Source organism: Streptomyces sp. NPDC058653 (assembly GCF_042716895.1).
Taxonomy (GTDB): domain Bacteria; phylum Actinomycetota; class Actinomycetes; order Streptomycetales; family Streptomycetaceae; genus Streptomyces.
In genome coordinates this window covers 105,575-122,723 of record NZ_JBHXRM010000024.1, presented here as the reverse complement: position 1 = coordinate 122,723, position 17,149 = coordinate 105,575, and the positions used below count along the sequence as shown (strand labels likewise).

Genomic DNA, 17,149 nt, shown 5'->3' with positions numbered 1-17,149 from the left:
GTTCCGGACCAAGCGGTCCGGAACCCACCCCTCTCTTTTCTTTCTCCCGGCTCCGGAGCCGCACGGGCCGCACGCTTCGTCCGTGTGGGCGCCATGTCGGCGGACGCGCGCGCGGCGACCCGGGCCGGGGGCGGATTCCGGTGTTCGGTGGCCGGACGGCGACCGGAGGCCGACCGTTCGGTTGGCTGAGATTCGTATCTTGTGGGGCCGCTCCTGCCCTCCGGATAATCCGGATCGCGTTCCTGTCGGGCTCATGCCAATGGCGTGCAACGCGCGTCGACCTGTGTGCCATGACAGGAGCAAATCCCTCAAGCCCCCACGAAAGGCAGACCGTTGAGCATTCAGGGTGTCCTCAAGAGATGCATCGCTGCCGGCGCTGTCATGCTCGCCGCCATCAGCCTCCAGACCACCTCCGCCACCGCCGCGCCCGTGCCGGACGCGCCCAAGACGCAGGCCGCCGCCCCCCTCGCGCCTCCCGTCGTCGGCGGCACCCGCGCCGCCCAGGGTGAGTTCCCCTTCATGGTCCGCCTCTCGATGGGCTGTGGCGGCTCGCTGTACTCGTCCACCGTCGTGCTGACCGCCGCCCACTGTGTGAGCGGATCGGGCAACAACACCAGCATCACCGCCACCGCGGGCGTCGTGGACCTCCAGAGCTCCAGCGCCATCAAGGTCCGCTCCACCAAGGTCCTCCAGGCCCCCGGCTACAACGGCGCGGGCAAGGACTGGGCGCTGATCAAGCTCGCCCAGCCCATCAACCTGCCGACCCTGAAGATCGCCACCACCACGGCGTACAACAACGGCAACTTCACCGTCGCCGGCTGGGGTGCCGCCTGTGAAGGCTGTGGACAGCAGCGCTACCTGCTCAAGGCGACCGTCCCGTTCGTCTCCGACGCCAGCTGCAACTCCTCCTACGGCGGCCAGATCATCACGAGCGAGGAGATCTGCGCCGGATTCGCCGCCGGCGGCACGGACACCTGCCAGGGTGACTCCGGCGGCCCGATGTTCCGCAAGGACAACGCCGGCGCCTTCATCCAGGTCGGCATCGTGAGCTGGGGCAACGGCTGCGCCCGGCCCAACTACCCCGGTGTCTACACCGAGGTCTCCACCTTCGCCTCCGCCATCGCGTCGGCCGCGGCCAGTCTCTGATCCCCCTCCGGGCTGATCCCAGCGGATCCGAGCCCGGGGAGCGTCCGGTCAAGGGCCTGTTCCCAGAGTCCCGCCCGGCCCCGAGGGCGGGGCAGGTCACCACGCGCGCCGGCGCGTCGGTCCACGACCTGTCCCGCCTTCGTCCACGCGACGTGAACGCCATCGCACTCGTGACAGCCGGCGCCGCCCTCGCCGCTCCGGGCGGCGCCTTCGCGGCCGGTACGGTGCCCACCACGGGCACCGTACCGGCGTCCCCCGCCCGCGTCGTGTCGTCCACCGACCGCGCCACCCGGGCCGTGCCGCACGGGCAGAGCGCCCCCGCCGGCCCGGGCGCCGGGCCGCCGGTCGGCCCCTGGTCCTCCGACCCGTCGGAGGTGAACAGCGGCACATCGGTCCCGCGGGTACGGAGCACCTCGGCCGGAGACGGGAGGTCCGGCAGGTCGGAGCCGTAACTCCCCTTTTTCCGGGAGCGCCAGGGCCGGACCGTGCCCGGCGGCTGGAGCGGACCGTGCCCCGCACCCCGGCCCCCGCCGACGATCACCACACGCCCTCCTCCCTGAGACGCCGTCCCCTCCGGCGCCCGGCAGCACTTAAGCTTCCGCCCCATGACCACGAGCGACAACGGAGACAACGGCGGCATCGACCGGTCCGTCCAGGCCGAGCTGGACCGGCTCCGCGGGAGTATCGACAACATCGACGCGGCAGTCGTCCATATGCTGGCGGAACGGTTCAAATGCACCCAGCAGGTCGGTCTCCTCAAGGCCGCGCACCATCTGCCGCCCGCCGACCCGGCCCGTGAACGGCTCCAGATCACCCGCCTGCGCCAGCTCGCCGAGAGCGCCCGGCTCGACCCCGCGTTCGCCGAGAAGCTCCTCACCTTCATCATCGCGGAGGTGATCCGGCACCACGAGACGATCGCCGACAACTCCGGCCGCGCGGAGAACACGGCGGGCACGGTCGGCACGGACGCGGTAGCGGCCACGGACGACCCGGCGCACCCGGAGAACGCAGCGCGCCCGGAGAACCCGGCGCACGTGGACCGCTCCTCGACGTGACCGGCCCTTCCCGCGCCCCCGGCCGGCCCCGTCGCCGCAAGCGCCGCCCGCGCTCCCCGTGACCCGCCCCGTGCGCTCAGAGCGCAATCCCCACCCGCTGCGCGGCCCGACACCCATCGGGCAGCATGTCCCCATGTCCGTACTGACGCGCGACGAAGCGCAGACCCGTGCCCAGCTCATCGACGTCCACCGGTACACGGTCGCCCTCGACCTGACCACCGGCGACGAGACCTTCGAATCCCGTGCCGCCATCGAGTTCACCGCCCTCGCGGCCGGAGACACCTTCGTCGAGCTGAAGCCCGCACGACTGCGCTCCGTCACCCTCGACGGACAGCCCCTGGACCCCGGGGCCCTCACCGAGAACCGCCTCGCGCTCCCCGGCCTCGCCGAAGGCCGGCACGAACTGCGCGTCGACGCCACCATGCGCTACTCCCGCACCGGCGAGGGCATGCACCGCTTCACCGACCCCACCGACGGCGAGACCTACGTTTACACCCAGATGTTCCTCGAAGACGTCCAGCGGATCTTCGCCGTCTTCGACCAGCCCGACCTCAAGGCCGTCTTCGACCTCACCGTCACCGCCCCCGAGGAGTGGACCGTCCTCGGCAACGGCATCGCCACCCACGAGGGCGACGGCACCTGGAGCCTCGCGCCCACCCCGCCCATCTCCACCTACCTCGTGGCCGTCGCCGCCGGGCCCTGGCACTCCGTCCGCACCGAACACGCGGGCCTGCCCTTCGGCATCCACTGCCGCCGCTCCCTCGCGCCCCATCTCGACACCGACGCCGACGAGATCCTCGGCATCACCCGCGCCTGTTACGACCGCTACCACGCCAAGTTCAAGGAGCCGTACCCCTTCGACTCCTACGACCAGGCCTTCGTCCCCGAGTTCAACATGGGCGCCATGGAGAACCCGGGCCTCGTCACCTTCCGCGACGAGTTCGTCTACCGCTCCGCCGTCACCGACACCGAACGCCAGACCCGGGCCATGGTCATCGCCCACGAGATGGCCCACATGTGGTTCGGCGACCTCGTCACCCTCACCTGGTGGGACGACATCTGGCTCAACGAGTCCTTCGCCGAGTACATGGGCTACCAGACCCTCACCGAGGCCACCCGCTACACCGACACCTGGGTCGCCTTCGGCATAGACCGCAAGTCCTGGGGCTACGACGCCGACCAGCGACCCTCCACCCACCCCGTCGCGCCCGACCCCGCCGCCGTACCCGACACCGCCTCCGCGATGCTCAACTTCGACGGGATCTCCTACGCCAAGGGCGCCTCCGCGCTGCGCCAACTCGTCGCCTGGCTCGGCGAGGAGGACTTCCTCGCCGGCATCAACACCCACTTCGCCCGGCACAAGTTCGGCAACGCCACCCTCGCCGACTTCATCGACTCCCTCGCGGCCTCCACCGACCGCGACGTCCACCGGTGGGCCGAGCGCTGGCTCCGCACCACCGGCGTCGACACCCTCACGCCCACCATCACCGGCAACGGCTCCGAGGCCGGCTGGGCACTCGACATCACCCAGGACGGCGACCGCCCGCACCGGATCGCCGTCGGCACCTACGACCGCGACCTCGTCGACCCCAGCCGACTCGCCCCGCGCGACCGCTTCGAGATCGACATCCCGCAGCAGGACGGCCCCACCGTCCGCCCCGGCCGCCGCCCCGACCTGGTCGTCCTCAACGACGGCGACCTCGCCTACGCCAAGGTCCGCCTCGACGACCGCTCCTGGACCACCGCGCTCGGCTCCCTCTCCGCCATCCCCGACCCGCTCACCCGCACCGTCGTCTGGAACGCGGCCCGCGACATGGTCCGCGACGGCGAACTGGCCCCCACCGCCTATCTGGAGGCCGCCCGCACCCACCTCCCCCAGGAGTCGGACCTCGCCGTCGTCCAAGGCGTACTCGGCTTCGCCGCCACCCAGATCGCCGACCGCTACCTCGGCCCCGACGAGCGGCCCGGCGCCCTCGCCACCCTCACCGCCATCTGCCGCGCCCTCATCCGCCGCACCGAGGACGGCAACGCGCCCGGCCTGCGCCTCACCGCCGTACGCCACTTCATCTCCGCCGCGACCCAGCCCGACGGCATCCAGGACTGGCTCGGCTCGGACAGCGTGCCCGGCGGCCCCGAACTCGACCCCGAACTGCGCTGGCGCATCCTCTACCGCCTCGCCGTCCTCGGCGCCGTCGACGACACCGCCATCGACGGCGAACTCGCCCGCGACCCCAGCGCCACCGGCCAGGAGGGCGCCGCCCGCTGCCGGGCCGCCATCCCCGACCCCGCCGCCAAGGCCGCCGCCTGGGAACGGCTCTTCCTCGGCGACGACCTCTCCAACCACCTCTTCACCGCCACCGCCCAGGGTTTCTGGCAGCCCGAACAGACCGACCTCGTACGCGAGTACGTCCCGCGCTTCTACACCGACGCCGTCGCCCTGGCCACCCGTCGCGGCCCCGCCATCGCCGAATTCGCCGGACGCCACGCCTTCCCCCTGCACGCCGTGGACGAGGAGTCCCTGCGCCTGGGCGAGGAATGCCTGACCGAGAAGGACCTCCTGCCCGCGCTGCGCCGCAAACTCGTCGACCAACTCGACGACCTCCGCCGCGCGCTGCGCGTACGGGCCGGCTGACCGCGCCCGCCTCCGTAAGCGCTTCCGTGAGCCTCCGTAGGGAGGACGAGGCCGGCCCCGCACACGCGCCCGCCCGCCCCGCCCTCCTTACGGAGACGCCTCTTCACGGCGACACACGCGACGCACTCTCCTTCAGCGCACGCCGCTACCCCCGCCGGGTCCGGATCGTTGGGCACCGTGGGCACCACCCGACCGACCCCGGACCCCTGGTGAAGCTGGCCCACCCGCCCTGAAGGACCTCCATGACCGACCTGTCAGCAGCCGATCACGACCAGCCGCACGACCTGGTCGGCATCGGCATCGGACCGTTCAACCTCTCCCTCGCCGCGCTCGCCGACGGCGTCCACGGAGGCCTCGCCGCCGCCTTCTTCGAACAACGCCCCGCCTTCCACTGGCACCCGGGGCTGCTCCTCGACGGCGCGACCCTCCAGGTACCCTTCCTGGCCGACCTGGTGACCCTCGTCGACCCCGCGAGCCCCTGGTCCTTCCTGAGCTATCTCAGGGCCTGCGACCGGCTCTACCCGTTCTACTTCGCCGAGCGCTTCCACATCCGGCGCGGCGAGTACGACGCGTACTGCCGCTGGGTCAGCGAACAGCTCCCCGGCCTCCACTTCGGCCACCAGGTCGACGCCGTCCGCTGGAACCCCGAACGCGCCCTCTTCGAGGTCGACTTCACCCAGCTCGACAAGGACGGCGAGGTCGAGGCACTCGGCCGCGCCTACACCCGTAACGTCGCCCTCGGCATCGGCACCGAGCCCCACGTCCCCGAGCCGCTCAAGCTCCTCGTCGACACCCCCGCCGTACCCGTGATCCACTCGGCCGACTACCTCGCCCACCGCGAGCGGATCCTCGACGCCGAACACATCACCGTCGTCGGCTCCGGACAGTCCGGCGCCGAGGTCTTCCTCGACCTGCTGCGCGCCCGCCCCGCCGGCGCCGAGAAACTCCACTGGCTCGCCCGCACCGAGGCCTTCGCGCCCATGGAGTACTCCAAGCTCGGCCTGGAGCACTTCACCCCCGACTACGTCAGCTACTTCCACGCCCTGCCCGAGCACGTACGCGACGAACTCGTCCCCCGCCAGTGGCAGCTCCACAAAGGCATCGACAGCGACACCATCGCCGCCATCCACGACGAGCTCTACCGCCGCACGCTCCACGGCGGCTGGCCCGACGCCGTCCTCACCCCCGGCGTACTCGTCCGTACGGCGGGACGCGTCGGCGCCACCCGCCTCGAACTCCACCTGGAACACGCCCAGCAGTCCGGCCGCTCCCGGCTCACCACCGACGCCGTCGTCCTCGCCACCGGCTACCGCGAGCGCCCGCTCGGCCGCCTCCTGGCCGGACTCGACCCGTACATGCGGCTCGACAAGTCCCAGCGCCCCCGCGTCGACGACCGGTACCGGCTGATGCTCGACCCCTCGGTGACCGGCTCCGTGTACGTACAGAACGCCGAACGGCACACGCACGGCGTCGGCACCCCCGACCTCGGACTCGCCGCCTGGCGCGGCGCGACGATCCTCAACTCGCTGACCGGCACCGAGCCCTACCCGCTGCCGCGACGCACCGCGTTCACCAGCTTCGGCCTCGACGGACAGGAGAAGCACCGGCAGGTACCGGTGCCCAGGGGTCTCGTGCCGCTCTCCGAAGTGCGCTGATCTCCGGTCGTCAGCCGTCGTTCTTCCGTTGGGGTTTGCGCCGGTGCGGTGCCGAGGGGACAGCACCACACCGGCGCGTCAGCGCGCGACGAGTCAGAAGACCGGGGTGCCGTCGCGCGTGAGCTTCCAGTCCACCGAGGCGAACGCGGCCGGGTCGACGGTCTTCTCCGTCTGCACCCAGGTGATGATCGTGTTCCGGATCTCGTCCGGGTCGGACCACAACTGCTGCGCGCCCGCGACATGCGGGAAGTTGCCGCCGCCGCTCGCCCGGTAGTTGTTCACCGCCAGCACGAACCTCGCCGACGGGTCGAGCGGCTTCCCCTCGAAGGAGAGATTCACGATCCGCGAACCGGCCGGCGCGGCGATGTCGATGTCGTACGTCAGCCCCGACACCACGTCGTAGTTGTAGTCCGGGATGTTGTCCGCGTTCGTCAGCTTCGAGGTGTCCACCGGCGCGCCCGCGGCCGTCCGCACGTAGTACCTCGCCGAGAACTCCAGATAGTCCTTGATCTGAGCACCCGTCAGCAGCCGTGCCTCCAGGGTGTTCTCGAACGGGTACAGCGCCGCCGCGTCCTTGATCGTCACCTCGCCCGCCGGAATCCCCGCCGTACGCGAGAAGCTCGACGCCTGCGACAGCAGGGGCAGCGCCGCCCACTCACCGCCCGCCAGCCCCGCCTTCACCGTCTCCGTCTGCACATGGTTGATCAGGTCGATCAGCGGCTCGTCCCGCCAGGGCGCGTCCGCCGTCGTCATCGCGGTCGCCGACGTGCCGATGACCTGGTTGACATAGCTGACGACCTTGCGGTGCTCGTCGACCAGCAGGCCCGTGATCTTCCGGTCCTCCTCCACCGTGTTGGAGTTGAGGACCTGCGCGCCCACCTTCTCGACCGACCAGCGGCCCCGCTCCCACACCAGGTCGAAGTCGAACAGCGTCAGCCGCTGCCCCCACTTCAGCGGCTCGGACAGCACCACGTCCTTGCCGGTCTCCTTGTTGGTGACCCGGTACTCCGGAATCTCGCTGTGCGCGTGGCCGACCAGGATCGCGTCGATCCCCGGCACCTGCTCGGCCACCAGACCGGCCGCGTTCTCGATGTGCGGAAGCTGGTCTCCGTAGGAGGACGTGCCGCTCGACCCCGAGTGCGCGGAGACGATCACCACGTCCGCGCCCATCGACCGCAGCTTGGGCACCCACTTCGCGGCCTGCTCCTCCAGACCCGGGAACGTCATCCTGCCCTGGACGTTCACCTTGTCCCAGATCGCGATGCCCGGGTTCGTCAGCCCCAGCACCGCCACCCGCACATCACGCCCGTGCGGCGTCCGCAGCCGCTTGATCACATACGGCGGGAAAGCCGGCCGCAGCGTCTTCGCGTCCAGCGCGTTGGCACCGAGCAGCGGGAAACGGCACTGCTCCTCGAACTTGCGCAGCACCGGAATGCCGTAGTTGAACTCGTGGTTGCCGAGCGCCGCGGCGTCGTACCCGATCGCGTTCATCGCCTGCGCCATCGGATGCACGGGACCGCGCTTCGCCGTGATCGGGTCGATCTTGGCGTAGTAGTACGAGAGCTGGGTGCCCTGGATCGTGTCGCCCGCGTCGATGAGCAGGGTGTTGCCCCGGCCCTTCTCCTCACGGACGCGGTTGACCAGCGTGGAGATCTTCGCCAGACCGACGTCGTTGCGGTCCTTGTCGTCGAACTCCTTGTCCGTGAAGTAGTCCCAGTTGAAGACGTTGCCGTGCAGGTCCGTCGTGCCCATCACGGTGAACGAGTACCGCTTCGGACGCCCGTGGCCATGCCCGTGACCGTCGCCGTGCTCCCGCGCCTCCGCGGGCACGACGGCGCCCCCGGCGATCGCCACGCCCGCTCCGGCGGCGGCCGACCGGCCCAGGAACGTCCTTCGGTTCAGCGGCATCGCTACTCCCTCGATCTCGTCAACCGTGCGCACAACGCGCGTAGATAAGGCGGCTAGATTCTGACGCAGGAACGCGGAATCGAACACCCCCAACGGGTTTCGATCCGATGACCGCCGAATGTCGTGCCCGGACGCGAGCCGGATGGGAGAGTGACGCCACAACTCGCCGCCGTACGAAGGAGACACCGAGCCGTGACCGCCGACGCCCCCGCACCCGTCCCCGCCTCCGCGCCCTACGGCACCCCCGAGATCCCCAGGGTCGCCGTCCGGGGCGAGGCACGCCTGGAGTTCGACCCGGAGATCGCCAGGATCGGCGTCACGGTCAGCGCGCGCGGCACCGACCGCCGCACCGCACTCGACGACCTCACCCGCCGCAACAACGAGGTCCTGACCCTGATCAAGTCGTACGGCGACTCCGTCGAGAAACTTGAGACCGGCTCCTTCTCCATCAACCCGGAACTCACCCGGCACGGCCGCGGCGAACGCGTCCGCGCCTACCACGGACGTGTGAACATCAACGCCGAGCTCGCCGATTTCACCGCACTCGGCGAACTCACCACCCGCCTCGCCGACCTCGACCTCACCACCGTCGACGGCCCCTGGTGGGCCCTGCGCCCCGACTCGCCCGCGCACGGCGAGGCCCGCAGGCAGGCGGTCCGCGAGGCGGTCCAGCGGGCTCGTGAGTACGCGGGAGCCCTCGGCGCCGATCTCGCCGCGCTCGTCGAGCTCGCCGACATCGGAGCGGAGAACGCGGTGCCGTTCGCCACGCGTGCCCCCGCGTACGCGTTGAGTTACGGAGGCGCTCCCCAAGCCGCCGCCGCGGCCCCCGCGCTGGACCTCGAACCGCAGCGTCAGACGGTTTACGCGCAGGTGAACGCGCGGTTCACGATGACACCGCCGGTTCTCTGACCGGCGCACGCCGCAATTCCCCAATAATGCTCATCGGAGCGCCCGCCCGCCCACTTCAACACTTGGCAACAACCCTTCACGCAAAGGTTGTTGAGTAGTCATGTGAGACCAATTACCTACCCGGCGGTAAGGTTTAGTCTCAAATCATGCGTCGAGCAAAAATCGTCTGTACCTTGGGGCCCGCCACCGACTCGTACGACCAGATCAAAGCACTGGTCGAGGCCGGAATGGACGTCGCCCGCTTCAACCTCAGCCACGGCACCTACGTCGAGCACGAGGAGCGCTACCAGCGCGTACGCAAAGCCGCCGAGGAAACCGGCCGCAGCGTGGGAATCCTCGCCGACCTTCAAGGCCCGAAGATTCGCCTCGGGCGTTTCCGTGAAGGCCCGGTACTGCTTGAACGCGGCGACGAATTCACCATCACCGTCGAACCCCTCGAAGGCGACCGCCACACCTGCGGCACGACCTACGAGGGACTCGCGGAGGACGTCACCCCCGGTGAGCTCATCCTCGTCGACGACGGCAAGGTCACCCTCGAGGTCACCGCGGTCGACGGACCCCGCGTCCGCACCACGGTCCGCGAGGGCGGCATGGTCTCCGACAACAAGGGCCTCAACCTCCCCGGCGTCGCGGTGTCCGTCCCCGCGCTCTCCGAGAAGGACATCGACGACCTCCGCTGGGCCCTGCGCATCGGCGCCGACGTCGTCGCCCTCTCCTTCGTACGGAGCGGCCGCGACATCGACGACGTCCACCGCGTCATGGACGAGGAGGGGCGGCGCGTCCCGGTCATCGCCAAGGTCGAGAAGCCACAGGCCGTGGAGAACATAGACGACATCGTCGCCGCGTTCGACGGCATCATGGTCGCCCGCGGGGACCTCGGCGTCGAGATGCCGCTGGAGCAGGTGCCGATCGTGCAGAAGCGCGCGATCAAGCTCGCGAAGCGCAACGCGAAGCCGGTCATCGTCGCCACGCAGATGCTCGACTCGATGATCGAGAACTCCCGGCCCACCCGGGCCGAGGCCTCGGACGTCGCCAACGCCGTCATCGACGGCACCGACGCGGTGATGCTGTCCGGCGAGACGAGCGTCGGCAAGTACGCGGTCGAGACCGTCCGGACGATGAGCCGCATCGTCGAGGCGGCGGAGGAGGACGTCCTGGCCAAGGGCCTCCCCCCGCTCACCGAGCGCAACAAGCCCCGCACCCAGGGCGGCGCGGTCGCCCGAGCGGCGGCCGAGATGGGCGACTTCCTCGGCGCGAAGTTCCTGGTGGCGTTCACCCAGTCGGGAGACACGGTCAAGCGCCTCTCCCGCTACCGCTCGCCGATCCCGCTGCTGGCCTTCACCCCGGACCCGGCGACCCGCGCGCAGCTCAACCTCACCTGGGGTGTGGAGGCGTTCCTCGGCCCGCACGTGGAGTCGACGGACGCGATGGTCGACCAGGTCGACGAGGAGCTGCTGCGGATCGGCCGCTGCAACAAGGGCGACATCGTGGTGATCACGGCGGGCTCCCCGCCGGGGGTCCCGGGCTCGACGAACCTGGTCCGGGTGCACCACATCGGTGAGGACGACAGCCCGAAGTAGCACGCGCGGCGCCGGAGCCACGCCGGGCCGAAGCTCAGTGCTTCGGCCCGACGTGGGTGTCCATGAGGGCGACGGACGCCTTCCTGGCGACGGATATGTTGTACGGCTTCCCGTACCGGGTGCAGTTCTTCCACTCCACGCCGAGAGTGTCGAGCGTGTCGGTGTAGAGCCGCCGGATGTCGTCGGAGACGTTGGTGAACCAGTACCGGGGGTACTCGTACCGCTTGGTCTCGCCGCCCACGGTGCGCGTGGTCCAGTTCATGTTCCGGCAGCCGTCGGAATGGACGAGACCGCGGATCAGTCCCCAGGGGTGCGCGTCCACGATCTCCCGCTGCCAGTCGACGAGCTCGATCCGGCGTTCGTGCTTTCTGCCGGGCCCGTGCTGCGGGAACAGACACGGCCAGTGCCGGTCGTAACTGCTCACCATGACACACCCCTGCTTCCGGACGACTGCCACGCAGGCCCCGGGCCGGACGGCGACAACGGCCGCGCGGCACAGCTCTGTCAGCCCCGGCCAGGCGTCGGCGCAGGCGATACGCAGGTAGTGGCCGCCATGAGGATGCGGGCTGATGCAGCCGTCACCGAGGTAGAGCCCGAGGAGATAGGCGTACGACGCCGCGTCGGCCGGCTCCGACGGACACTCCCGCGCCATACGGGGGCTCGGCTCGACCCGGGTCGCCCAGGAGCGGATCGCCGAACGGGACACACCGGTCTGCTTGCTCACGGAGTTGAGGCTGCGGCCCTGGGCGACAAGCCTCAGCGCGCCCAGCCGTGTCTCGGTGTCGTACATGCGACCGAGCTTGACGTGATCTTGGGGGAGCGGCGCGGAAACAGCGCTTCTGTCACACGTTCACGTGAAGATCGTCCAACTTCACGTCAACCTTGGAATCGAAGGGAAAGTGCCCCGAGTCGGATTCGAACCGACGCTGTATGGGTTTTGAATCCATGGCCTCTACCGCTGGGCTACCGGGGCTCCTTTGAAACAAAGGATGGGGTGGGCCCTCCGTGCCCCAACCATACCGTAGCTGGGTAGGCTCTTGCCCAGCAGTATCTGCCAGTAACGAGGAGCCCCCGTGACCGCCCCCGAGTCGCCCCAGCCCGTCGACGACGACAAGTCGCATGTCCCGCCCCTGACGACGCGCGTCGTCATCGCCGAGGACGAGGCGCTCATCCGTCTCGACCTCAAGGAGATGCTCGAGGAAGAGGGCTACTCCGTCGTGGGCGAGGCCGGTGACGGTGAGCGTGCCGTCGAGCTCGCCCGGGAGCACCGGCCCGATCTCGTCATCCTCGATGTCAAGATGCCCGTCCTCGACGGCATCTCCGCCGCGGAGCGGATCGCGCGGGAGTCGATCGCGCCCGTCCTGATGCTCACCGCCTTCTCGCAGCGCGATCTGGTGGAGCGCGCCAGGGACGCCGGCGCCATGGCGTATCTCGTGAAGCCGTTCAGCAAGACCGACGTGGTCCCGGCCATCGAGATGGCCGTCTCGCGCTTCAACGAACTCAGGGCGCTGGAGAAGGAGGTCGCCGATCTGACGACCCGCCTGGAGACGCGCAAGCTCGTGGACCGCGCCAAGTCGATCCTCCAGACCCAGTACGGCCTCACGGAGCCCGCCGCCTTCCGGTGGATCCAGAAGACCTCGATGGACCGCCGGCTGTCGATGCAGCAGGTCGCCGAAGCCGTCATCGAGGACGACGAGGAGAAGAAGGCCGCGAAGGGGCAGTAGAGCGTCCCGCGGAAGCGGGAGAAGGCCCGCGTCCCCGAGGGGGCGCGGGCCTTCTCGCGTACGTGCGCGTGCGCGGGGACTCAGTCCTCGCCCAGGTACGCCTTCCGTACCGACTCGTCGACCAGCAGATCCTGTCCGCTGCCCGAGAGCACGACCTTGCCGACCTCCATCACATGGCCCTGGTCGGCCAGGGACAGCGCCGCCTGGGCGTTCTGCTCGACGAGGAGGATCGTCGTGCCCTGCGACTTGAGTTCGGCGATGGTCGCCATGATCTTCTGCATCATGATCGGCGAGAGTCCCATGGACGGCTCGTCCAGCATGAGCAGCTTGGGCCGTGACATCAGCGCCCGTCCCATGGCGAGCATCTGCTGCTCGCCGCCGGAGAGGGTGCCCGCCGCCTGCTTGCTGCGTTCGCCGAGGATCGGGAACAGCTCGTAGGCGCGCTTGATGTCGCTCTCGATGCCGGCGGCGTCCTTACGGAGGAACGCGCCGAGCTTGAGGTTCTCCGCGATCGTGAGGCGCGGGAAGATCCGGCGCCCCTCGGGGGAGTGCGCGAGGCCCATCGCGACGATCTTGTGCGCGCCGATGCCGTTCAGCGGCTGCCCGTCGAAGACGATCCGGCCCCCGGAGGGCTTGAGCAGCCCGGACAGGGTGCGCAGCGTGGTCGTCTTGCCCGCGCCGTTGGTGCCGATGAGCGTGACGATCTGACCGGCTTCGACGCTGAAGGAGATGCCCTTGACGGCTTCGATCTTGCCGTAGGCGACCTTGAGGTCCTCCACCTCCAGTAGTGCGGTCACTTGGTGTCTCCTTCTTTTCCTGCCGTGCTGTGTGCCTCCGCGGCCTCCACCTCGGAGACTTCCTCGCCGCCGGGCGCGCCCTCGTAGGGCGTGCCGAGGTAGGCGGCGACGACCCGCTCGTCGGCCTGGACGACCTCGGCGGTGCCCTCGACGAGCTTCTCGCCCTGGACGAGGACGGCGACGCGGTCGCACAGGTTGAAGATGAAGCGCATGTCGTGCTCGATGACGAGTACGGCGATGCCCTGGTCGCGGATGGCGAAGACCAGGTCCTGGGTGGTGCGGGTCTCCTGCGGGTTCATGCCGGCGGTGGGCTCGTCGAGCAGGAGGAGGCCCGGGTCGCTGGCGAGGGCGCGGGCGATCTCCAGTTTCCGCTGTTCTCCGTAGGGGAGGTTGCGGGCGAGGTGGTCGCGCTTGGCCGCGAGGCCGGTGAACTCCAGGAGTTCCATGGCGCGTTCCTCGGACTCCTTCTCCGCCTTCTTGAAGCCGGGTCCGCGCAGGAGTGCGGACCAGAGGCCTTCCTTGGTCCTGGTGTGGCGTCCGACGAGGACGTTCTCCAGGACGGTCATGTTGGCGAAGAGGCGGATGTTCTGGAACGTACGGGCGATGCCTGCCTTGGTGACCAGATGGGACTGGTGGGGCAGGACGGTGCCTTTGTAGCTGACGGTGCCCTCGGTGGGGACGTACAGACCGGTGAGGCAGTTGAAGAACGTGGTCTTACCGGCACCGTTGGGGCCGATGAGGCCGACGATCTCGCCGGTGTTGACCTGGAGGTCGACGTTCTGTACGGCGGTGAGGCCGCCGAACTTCTTGGTGACGCCGGTGGCCTGGAGCACGGGCACGGCGGCCTGGGTGGCGGCCTTGGGGGATCCGGCGCCGGTGGGTTCGATGTCGGTGGTCATTCGGGTCACACCCCCGCTTTACTGAGGCCGATATCGCCCTTGGGGGCGTCCAGTTGCCCGGTCTCGTGGAATTCGAGCTGCTTCCTGCGGTCCGCGATGAGGCCCTCGGGGCGGAATCGCATGAGCAGGATGAGCGCGATGCCGAAGAGCAGCAGCTGGTAGTCGGACATGAACTGGAGCTTCGCCGGGATGAGGTAGAGCAGCGAGGCGCCGATGAGGGGGCCGCTGACCGTGCCCATGCCGCCGAGGATGACGGCGGCGAGCAGGAACGCCGAGTTCGGCGGGACGGCTTCGACGAACTTGTACTGGGCGGGGGTGACGGTGAAGGTCACGTGTGCCTGTACGGTGCCGGCCATGCCGGCGAGGGTGGCGCCGAGGGCGAAGGCGAGCAGCTTGAGCCGGAAGGCGTTGATGCCCATGGCCCTGGCGGCGGTCTCGTCCTCGCGGATGGCGACCCAGGCGCGGCCGATGCGCGACTGGTCGGAGCGGCGGAACACGGTCACGACGATGATCGTGAACAGCAGCATCAGCAGGTAGTAGTTGGAGAACCTGCCGAGTTCGACGCCCAGGATCGTATGCGGCTCCCCGAGGTTGAACCCGAAGAGATCGAGGTCGGGGATGTTGGGGATGCCGTTGGAGCCGTTGGTGACGTCGGGGCCGGACGATCCGTCGAGGTTCTGCATGGTGATACGGAAGATCTCACCGAAGCCGAGCGTGACGATGGCCAGGTAGTCGCCGTGCAGTCGCAGGGTCGGCGCGCCGATGACGACACCGAAGATCAGCGAGGCGCCGGCGCCGCAGAGGACGGCGGCCCAGAACGGCAGCTGGAGCCCGATGGTGGACGACGGCGATCCGGAGACGAGGGCGGCCGTGTAGGCGCCGACGCCGAGGAAGGCGACGTATCCGAGGTCGAGCAGTCCGGCGAGGCCGACAACGACGTTGAGTCCGAGCGCGACGGTGGCGAAGATCAGGATGTTTGTACCGATGGAGGCGTACGCGTCGTTGCTCTGGGTGAACGGGAACGCGAACGCGGAGACGAACGCCGCGGTCACGGTCACGTTCTTGTGCTTGGAGGTGAGGCTCGCGAGGCGGCGGTTGAGGCCGGCCCGCGATACGGCGGTGGCGCCGAAGGCGACGAGGAGGATGTAGCCGATGAAGAGTTCGGCGGCCTCGGTGTCGATGCCGTAGGTGAAGATGAACAGGCCGAGCCCGAAGGCGGCGGCGATGATGAGGATCTCGGCCCAGCCGGGGAGCGGTGCGGCGTCCTCGGGGGTGGGGGCCTTGAAGGACTGGACGAGCCGCTGCCACGCGTTGGGGTTCGGGTCCTCGTGCGGGACGTCGCAGGGGAGTCCGAGGGCCGCGACGAAGGTGATCAGCGAGGCGACGGCGGCGACGTAGCCGCCCGGTTCGAGGTTGGCGAGTCCGCCGAGTTCCACGGCGATCGCGATGACCGTGTACCAGGTGGTGGCGAAGGTGCCGAGGGCGAGGAGGAGGACGGGGCCGTTCCTGCCGCCGGGGGTGAGCCAGCCGAGGCCGCGTACGCCGTAGCCGGCGGCGACGAAGACCAGCGTCAGCAGCGCACCGGTGAGGGTGAGCAGCTGGAGGCCGCCGGGGTAGCCGGTGACCGTGAGGTCGCCGGGGAATTCGGCGGTCCAGGTCCAGGCGAGGAAGGTGCTGGCGAAGGTCGCGACGGCGCCCACGGCGGCGCCGATGCTCGCCACCGCGGGCGGCAGGCCGATGACGGGGCGCTGCTCGCGGTGGGCGGGCGGCGCGGTGGTCGTCTTCGATGTGGTGGTCATCGGTATCACGCCCTGTCCGAGACGCGTGCGCCGAGCAGACCTTGTGGCCTCAGCAGCAGTACGAGGATGAGGAGGACGAACGCCCACACGTCCTTCCAGGCGCCGCCGCCGAGCTGCGACATGCCCGGGATGTTCTCGATGTAGGCGGTGGCCATGGATTCGGCGAGGCCGAGGACGAGGCCGCCGATCATGGCTCCGTAGATGTTGCCGATACCGCCGAGGACCGCGGCCGTGAAGGCCTTGAGTCCGGCGATGAAGCCCATCTTGAAGTTGACCTCGCCGTACTTGAGGCCGTGGGCGACGGCCGCGATGGCGGCGAAGGCGGCACCGATGGCGAACGCGGTGACGATGATGCGGTCGGTGTTGATGCCCATGAGCTTGGCCGTGTCCGGGTCCTGCGACGTGGCCTGCATGGCGCGCCCGGTGCGGGTCTTGGAGACGAACACGCCGAGCGTGATCATGCACAGGGGTGCGGCGATGAGGAGGAAGAGGTCGCCGCGGCTGATGGCGAACGCGCCGAAGTCGAGCCTGCCGCCTTCGAACTCGGGGAAGGGGCGGGACTTGGTGGCGTCCGGGTAGAAGGCCCAGATGGCCTGCTGGAGTGCGATGGAGAGGCCGATCGCGGTGATCAGTGGTGCGAGTCTGGGTGCCTCACGCAGGGGCCGGTAGGCGAAGCGTTCGGCTCCGACGGCGACGAGCACGGAGCAGGCCATCGCCATGAGGATCATGAGGGGCAGTGCGAGGAGCAGGCTGGTCCCGCTGGGCAACCAGAGGTGTACGGTCAGCGCACCGAAGCCGCCGATCATGAATATCTCGCCATGGGCGAAATTGATGAGCTGGACTATGCCATAGACCATCGTGTAACCGATTGCGATGAGTCCGTACAGCGCGCCGAGTAGCAGGCCGTTGGCAAGTTGCTGCGGCAGATCGTTCACCGCGGGGCCTCCGAATGAGTGGGGTCAGATACGGCCGCGGGGGGGGGGGGGGGGGGGGCCCGCCCGGGGGGGGGGGGTACGCGGGGGGGGGGGGGGGGGGATAAAAAAAA

At 69.5% G+C, this 17,149-nt stretch carries 14 protein-coding genes and 1 tRNA gene; 8 read left to right on the top strand and 7 right to left on the bottom strand.

Translation table 11 applies throughout. From position 1 onward, the window contains the following. Window positions 1-381 precede the first annotated feature (381 nt). The 5 genes from ACFWU9_RS21370 to ACFWU9_RS21350 all read left to right on the top strand — a co-directional run bounded on the left by ACFWU9_RS21370 (window position 382) and on the right by ACFWU9_RS21350 (window position 6,488). Window positions 382-1,146, top strand: a complete 765-nt coding sequence (locus ACFWU9_RS21370; protein WP_384320643.1) for a S1 family peptidase — start codon at window positions 382-384, stop codon at window positions 1,144-1,146. 170 nt (window positions 1,147-1,316) lie between these two features. Beyond that, window positions 1,317-1,598, top strand: a complete 282-nt coding sequence (locus tag ACFWU9_RS21365) for a hypothetical protein (protein WP_384320635.1) — start codon at window positions 1,317-1,319, stop codon at window positions 1,596-1,598. Between the two features lie 153 nt (window positions 1,599-1,751). Beyond that, window positions 1,752-2,201 carry a chorismate mutase gene (locus tag ACFWU9_RS21360; protein ID WP_384320633.1) on the top strand — a complete coding sequence of 150 codons (450 nt, stop codon included), beginning with the start codon at window positions 1,752-1,754 and terminating at the stop codon, window positions 2,199-2,201. Between the two features lie 133 nt (window positions 2,202-2,334). After that, the gene (gene pepN, locus ACFWU9_RS21355) at window positions 2,335-4,833 is read left to right on the top strand and encodes an aminopeptidase N (RefSeq protein WP_384320631.1); all 2,499 of its coding nucleotides are present in this window, start codon (window positions 2,335-2,337) and stop codon (window positions 4,831-4,833) included. Window positions 4,834-5,075: 242 nt separating this feature from the next. Further along, window positions 5,076-6,488 carry a lysine N(6)-hydroxylase/L-ornithine N(5)-oxygenase family protein gene (locus ACFWU9_RS21350; protein ID WP_384320629.1) on the top strand — a complete coding sequence of 471 codons (1,413 nt, stop codon included), beginning with the start codon at window positions 5,076-5,078 and terminating at the stop codon, window positions 6,486-6,488. Between the two features lie 93 nt (window positions 6,489-6,581). Here the strand turns inward: ACFWU9_RS21350 and ACFWU9_RS21345 are convergent, their stop codons facing one another. Continuing rightward, window positions 6,582-8,396: a bifunctional metallophosphatase/5'-nucleotidase gene (locus ACFWU9_RS21345; RefSeq protein ID WP_384320627.1), complete on the bottom strand. Its 1,815-nt coding sequence runs from the start codon at window positions 8,394-8,396 to the stop codon at window positions 6,582-6,584. A gap of 192 nt (window positions 8,397-8,588) precedes the next feature. On the opposite strand from ACFWU9_RS21345, the gene ACFWU9_RS21340 reads away from it, so the two are divergent. After that, window positions 8,589-9,305 carry an SIMPL domain-containing protein gene (locus tag ACFWU9_RS21340; protein ID WP_384320625.1) on the top strand — a complete coding sequence of 239 codons (717 nt, stop codon included), beginning with the start codon at window positions 8,589-8,591 and terminating at the stop codon, window positions 9,303-9,305. 146 nt (window positions 9,306-9,451) lie between these two features. Beyond that, window positions 9,452-10,885 (top strand): pyruvate kinase, encoded by a 1,434-nt coding sequence (pyk, locus tag ACFWU9_RS21335; protein ID WP_384320623.1) that lies wholly within the window; start codon window positions 9,452-9,454, stop codon window positions 10,883-10,885. 34 nt (window positions 10,886-10,919) lie between these two features. Here the strand turns inward: pyk and ACFWU9_RS21330 are convergent, their stop codons facing one another. Further along, window positions 10,920-11,675: a helix-turn-helix domain-containing protein gene (locus ACFWU9_RS21330; RefSeq protein ID WP_384320621.1), complete on the bottom strand. Its 756-nt coding sequence runs from the start codon at window positions 11,673-11,675 to the stop codon at window positions 10,920-10,922. A gap of 110 nt (window positions 11,676-11,785) precedes the next feature. Further along, window positions 11,786-11,858, bottom strand: a tRNA-Leu gene (locus ACFWU9_RS21325). A gap of 100 nt (window positions 11,859-11,958) precedes the next feature. Here ACFWU9_RS21325 and ACFWU9_RS21320 point away from each other — a divergent pair. After that, window positions 11,959-12,609: an ANTAR domain-containing response regulator gene (locus ACFWU9_RS21320; RefSeq protein ID WP_384320619.1), complete on the top strand. Its 651-nt coding sequence runs from the start codon at window positions 11,959-11,961 to the stop codon at window positions 12,607-12,609. Between the two features lie 80 nt (window positions 12,610-12,689). Here ACFWU9_RS21320 and ACFWU9_RS21315 read toward each other — a convergent pair whose 3' ends face one another. The 4 genes from ACFWU9_RS21315 to ACFWU9_RS21300 are packed head-to-tail and all read right to left on the bottom strand — an operon-like array spanning window position 12,690 to window position 17,039. Continuing rightward, window positions 12,690-13,406 (bottom strand): ABC transporter ATP-binding protein, encoded by a 717-nt coding sequence (locus ACFWU9_RS21315; protein WP_384320617.1) that lies wholly within the window; start codon window positions 13,404-13,406, stop codon window positions 12,690-12,692. After that, complete coding sequence (locus tag ACFWU9_RS21310) at window positions 13,403-14,305, bottom strand: ABC transporter ATP-binding protein (RefSeq protein ID WP_384320615.1); 903 nt, start codon at window positions 14,303-14,305, stop codon at window positions 13,403-13,405. Before ACFWU9_RS21310 ends, ACFWU9_RS21315 begins: the two co-directional genes overlap by 4 nt. A gap of 5 nt (window positions 14,306-14,310) precedes the next feature. Continuing rightward, the gene (locus ACFWU9_RS21305) at window positions 14,311-16,104 is read right to left on the bottom strand and encodes a branched-chain amino acid ABC transporter permease (RefSeq protein ID WP_384320613.1); all 1,794 of its coding nucleotides are present in this window, start codon (window positions 16,102-16,104) and stop codon (window positions 14,311-14,313) included. A 5-nt stretch (window positions 16,105-16,109) separates the two neighbouring features. After that, window positions 16,110-17,039 carry a branched-chain amino acid ABC transporter permease gene (locus ACFWU9_RS21300; RefSeq protein ID WP_384320611.1) on the bottom strand — a complete coding sequence of 310 codons (930 nt, stop codon included), beginning with the start codon at window positions 17,037-17,039 and terminating at the stop codon, window positions 16,110-16,112. Window positions 17,040-17,149 lie beyond the last annotated feature (110 nt).